Below are 3,325 nucleotides of genomic sequence, written 5' to 3'. Positions count from 1 at the left end.
CCCGGCATTGAAGAAGGTGGATACTACACTGTTGTTGATTCAGCTGGTGTCGGCACAAATGGGCATTGCCGCACTTCCGCATTGGGTGGTTGAGAGTTTCGAAAAGCAGGGTTTAGTGGTGACCAAGACGTTGGGCGCGGGTTTGTGGAGCCGCCTGTATGCGGCGGTTCGCGATGGTGAGCAGCGTCAGCCGGTGCTGGAAGCCTTTGTGCGCTTCGCCCGTCAACACGCCTGTGACCATCTGCCGTTTGTGCGCGATGCCGCCCGCCCGGGTTCACTGCAGTCGATTTCTTGATGTTCTCACGGGTGGCTGGTGTCGCCCGTGCTGTTATCCCTGCCCAGCCTGCTCTATAATGCGCCGCCTCAATCCGCGACCAAGAGAGTTTCACCATGACGAGTAACGATGTTCTGCGCAGCGTGCGCTATATGCTTGATTTAAGCGATAGCAAAGTGGTGGAGATTTTTGCCTTAGCGGGCAGTGAAGTGCCGCTAGAGGATGTGCAGGCGTGGATGAAGAAGGATGAGGATGCGGCGTTCCGTAAGTTGCCGGACGTGCTAATGGGCTATTTCCTCAACGGTTTGATTTTCTTCCGTCGCGGTAAGAGTGAAGATGCGCCCGCACCTTCGGTTGAACGCCGTATGAATAACAATATTTTCATCAAGAAGCTGCGTATCGCGTTTGCGCTGAAGACCACGGATATTCCGGTGGTGCTGGAGAAGGCAAACTTTAAGATTTCACAGGCTGAAGTCGGTGCGATTTTCCGCAACCCGGATCATAAGAACTACCGCGAGTGCGGTGACCAGATTCTGCGTAACTTTCTGAAGGGATTGACGATGATGAATCGTCCTGCGGCGCCCGCGAAAAAGCCCTGATGGCTTTGTGTTAGTGCTCAGTCAGGGATAGCGTGGCAGATCGCAAAGGAGGCCCACATCCCTGTGGGTCAGCCTCGCCCTCCCTGGCTCGGATGCTTTACTCCTCTGCCACGCTATCCCTTCCCTTTAGCTTTGAGCGCCGCTTTGACATCAGGTCAGATACAGGCCGCTCCGATCACGAAGGAATCTCACATCCCTGTGGATCGGCCTCGCCATCCATGGCTCGGACGCTTCGCTCTTCGTAGCGGCCTGTATCTTCCCTTTGGCTTAGGTGCTGCTTTTTCCCAGCACATAGCGCTTCTGCAAGTTCAACGAAACCAGATCAAGGATCGTCTCAGTTAGGCATCGCTTTTGGACCCATGTCCCACTACCCAGCGCTTATGCACGTATAGCGAAGCGAAAATGACGATCGCCCCGGCAATAAAGCTCGGCCAGTGCGGTTTTTCCTGCCAGATCGCCAGATTGACCAGCAAGCCCGCTGGCACGTGCATGTTGTTCATAATGCCCAGCGTACCCGCATCGACCTGCGTCGCACCGTAGTTCCACATAAAGTAGCCCAGCCCGGAAGCCGCCACGCCCAGCCAGACCAGAATACCCCACTGCAGTGAGGTGGTTGGCAGTTTGTTCGGGTTACCCCACAGGCTCCACGCAATGATGGCGATGATCACCGCGCCAAGATAGAACCACGAGAAGGCCGTGTGTTGCGGCATTGGGCGGGTTTCCTGCAAGCGCTTGTAACCGACCATACCAATGGCGAAGCAGATGTTAGCCGCCTGCACCAGCAGCAAACCGAACCAGAAGTGATCGCTGACTTTGTCATAGCGAATGATGGCCGCACCAGCTACCGCCAAAAGCGCGCTGAAAGCATAGCCGATTCGCAGTCGACGTCTGCTGAGCAAATCGTAAATCAGCGTGACGTAGAGCGGCGTCATCACGGTAAATAACAGGAATTCTGTCACGCTGAGGTAGGTATAAGCCTCGAAACTCAGCAGGTACATGACGCCGAGTTGCAGCATCCCCACCAGCATATACAGCAGGATGGTTGAGGCGCGATAGCCTTTCCAGCGCAGGAACGGCAGGAAGACAATCGCGGCCAATCCAAGGCGCATCAGTACAGAGAACCAGGAGTCAACCTGGCCCGCAAGGTATTCCCCTATCAAACTAAAGGAAAAAGCCCACAAAATGGTGGTAACGATCAGTAACGGCACGGCATCGATCCCAAAATGAACAGTGGCGCTAGTGTAAACAAACTGTCGTGAGCGGGCTGAAATATCTGGTTGACGAGTGGTCAAATTAAAATCAAACAAATCGCCGTATCCCCGTCACTCATTGAGATGAGGTCCACTACTGAAATCAGGTCGCTGGTTGCAGAAGCAGTGAATCTGATTCGACACGGCAACGGATTCCCCTTCCAAACCCAAAAGCTCCGACGCTTCATGCGCGAATACCAACATTTCCTGGTTTATATCGCTCTTAAATGTCATCAAACTGTAACAATTGAGTCACACATCACAGTAACATGGCGCAACCATCACTATCCTTTGCGCGAAATGGAACTTTGGTTTTGTTGTCACGCCAGAGGGCTTTTGACCCAACCTGCTGGGAATTTATAAAAAATATTGCGCCCTGGAGGGCCACCTTCATGTTAAGTATCTTCAAACCGGCACCGCATCAGCCGCAAGTCGCTGACGATCGTGTCGATCCGCTCTATCGTCGGCTACGCTGGCAAATCTTCATCGGCATTTTCTTTGGCTATGCCGCCTATTACCTGGTCCGTAAAAACTTTGCGCTGGCGATGCCCTACTTAGTCGAACAGGGTTTCTCGCGTGGCGATCTCGGTTTTGCGCTGTCAGGAATATCCATCGCCTACGGTTTCTCCAAGTTCATCATGGGTTCCGTTTCCGATCGCTCGAATCCGCGCGTGTTTTTACCTGCCGGACTGATTCTGGCCGCTGCTGTGATGCTGTTTATGGGCTTTGTGCCGTGGGCCACCTCCAGCATCATGGTGATGTTTGTGCTGCTGTTCCTGTGCGGTTGGTTCCAGGGCATGGGCTGGCCACCGTGCGGTCGCACTATGGTGCACTGGTGGTCGCAGAAGGAACGCGGCGGGATTGTCTCGGTGTGGAACTGCGCGCATAACGTGGGTGGTGGTATTCCGCCCTTGCTGTTCCTGCTGGGTATGGCGTGGTTTAACGACTGGAAAGCCGCGCTCTATATGCCGGCGTTTGGTGCCATCCTCATCGCGATTATTGCCTTTGCCCTGATGCGCGATACGCCGCAGTCTTGTGGTTTGCCGCCGATTGAGGCGTACAAGAATGATTATCCGCCAGACTACAGCGAGGATCATGAGGAGGAGTTGACGGCGAAGCAGATTTTTATGCAGTACATCCTGCCTAATAAGCTGCTGTGGTATATCGCGCTGGCTAACGTGTTTGTCTACCTGCTGCGCTAC

Annotated in this window: 4 protein-coding genes; 3 read left to right on the top strand and 1 reads right to left on the bottom strand. The window is 54.0% G+C overall.

What is annotated here, in order from left to right; translation table 11 throughout:
• Together FT726_RS26480 and FT726_RS26475 are read left to right on the top strand one after the other, a co-directional pair.
• Positions 1-295, top strand: a 295-nt coding sequence (locus FT726_RS26480) for a LysR substrate-binding domain-containing protein (RefSeq protein ID WP_346303770.1), incomplete at its 5' end; no start/stop codon positions are given.
• 95 nt (positions 296-390) lie between these two features.
• Positions 391-873: a DUF1456 family protein gene (locus tag FT726_RS26475; RefSeq protein ID WP_058960356.1), complete on the top strand. Its 483-nt coding sequence runs from the start codon at positions 391-393 to the stop codon at positions 871-873.
• Positions 874-1,211: 338 nt separating this feature from the next.
• Here the strand turns inward: FT726_RS26475 and FT726_RS26470 are convergent, their stop codons facing one another.
• Complete coding sequence (locus FT726_RS26470) at positions 1,212-2,081, bottom strand: carboxylate/amino acid/amine transporter (RefSeq protein ID WP_346303769.1); 870 nt, start codon at positions 2,079-2,081, stop codon at positions 1,212-1,214.
• Between the two features lie 434 nt (positions 2,082-2,515).
• On the opposite strand from FT726_RS26470, the gene FT726_RS26465 reads away from it, so the two are divergent.
• On the top strand, positions 2,516-3,325 hold an 810-nt coding region (locus FT726_RS26465), incomplete at its 3' end, for an MFS transporter (protein WP_346303768.1).

Source organism: Pantoea sp. Morm, from assembly GCF_016643525.1.
In the GTDB taxonomy this organism is placed as follows: domain Bacteria; phylum Pseudomonadota; class Gammaproteobacteria; order Enterobacterales; family Enterobacteriaceae; genus Pantoea; species Pantoea dispersa.
Note: the sequence above shows the minus strand (reverse complement) of the source record. Positions and strands in the feature narration are given on the sequence as shown.

Excerpts from the sequence above, each read along its gene's own strand:
- FT726_RS26475 (WP_058960356.1), top strand. The coding sequence starts at position 391 with ATGACGAGTAACGATGTTCTGCGCAGCGTGCGCTATATGCTTGATTTA.